Consider the following 1,250-nt stretch of genomic DNA (forward strand, 5'->3'; position numbering starts at 1 on the left):
GAAGATAAAGAACTGAAAAGTCTGGAGTTCGATACATATAATCTTGAAGTTCCGGTATATGCCTCCTTCATACCCCAGATATTAGGTTATAACCAGTATGGTGTACTGGTAGATGAAAACGTTTCGGATTTCACATTAAGCTGTGATCCCAGTCTGGGAACGATCAGCGAGAACGGCAAACGTTTTACCGCCTCGTCCAAAGCAGTAAACGGTTACCTGACAGCAACTTCGGGCAACGGAGCGACAGTACGAAAGTTGGTTACGATAGTTGATGCCAGCGGCCGAATGAAGAACGATTCCGTAATAGCCGATAATGCCCATCCTTATTCGATAGAAGTAGTGTCCAAGATCGGCAAGAATGAGTTTTTATATAATCCGTCAGCCCTGTCCTGGAAGATAGAAAATCCCGAAATATGCAAGATAGAAGAGGGAGTATTGACGGGATTAAAGAACGGTTCAACGGAAGTAAGCGGAAGTTTGGGTGATTTTACGGGCCAGATGAAAGTGCGTGTTGAAATACCGTCAGAGGCGACGATTCCTGTTGATGATATGACAGGCTGGACGATGAAGTCGGTATCGAGTATAACGGACTTGTCTTTAGAGCCGAAAGGTGGCGGTCAGGGCATTCTTGGCTTTACCTATAAGAGCGGTCGTGCCCCGTATGTAGAAATGGATAAGAAAATATTGCTTTATAGTCTTCCCGATACACTTAAGTTTGTTATAAACAGTGAGATACCACTTTTAAAAGTTCAAATAGCAGTAGGAGCCAACGGAAAGAATACCCAATATCTAGAGTTCGGCACGGACGGAATCCCGGAGGGAGTTGATTATCCGGTTAACATACCTTTGAGTTCGATAGTAGACGAGCAGAACCGGGGAGATTATCCTGCTCGAATAGAGTATATAAAATACATGATCAATACGAAAGCCACAAACGGTCGTGCGTATAAGATCCAAATAAAAGATTTTTCTTTGGTATATAAAGATTATATATCGGGAGTCGAAAGGGTACAGTCCCCGGGTTTATTGGGAATCTATCCAAACCCAGTGGAGGGCGGTTCTGTACGTTTGTTATCGGATACGGACTTGTGCGGTTCCCGGCTCGAGTTATACGATCAGTCGGGCAAACTGGTATTGAACGGATTTGTCACGGAAGGCAATTTCGTATCGGTCAAAGGTATTTCTTCCGGATTATATATATTGAAGATCAGTACTCAGAATGATATTAAGATTACAAAATTACTTATTAA

1 protein-coding gene is annotated in these 1,250 nt (G+C 42.9%); it reads left to right on the plus strand.

Going from position 1 to position 1,250, the window contains the following annotated elements:
• Positions 1-1,250 (plus strand): T9SS type A sorting domain-containing protein (locus tag OCV73_RS14455; RefSeq protein WP_147553342.1); only part of this gene is annotated, 1,250 nt, incomplete at both ends.

Origin of the sequence: Barnesiella propionica, assembly GCF_025567045.1 — a bacterium.
GTDB lineage: Bacteria > Bacteroidota > Bacteroidia > Bacteroidales > Barnesiellaceae > Barnesiella_B > Barnesiella_B propionica.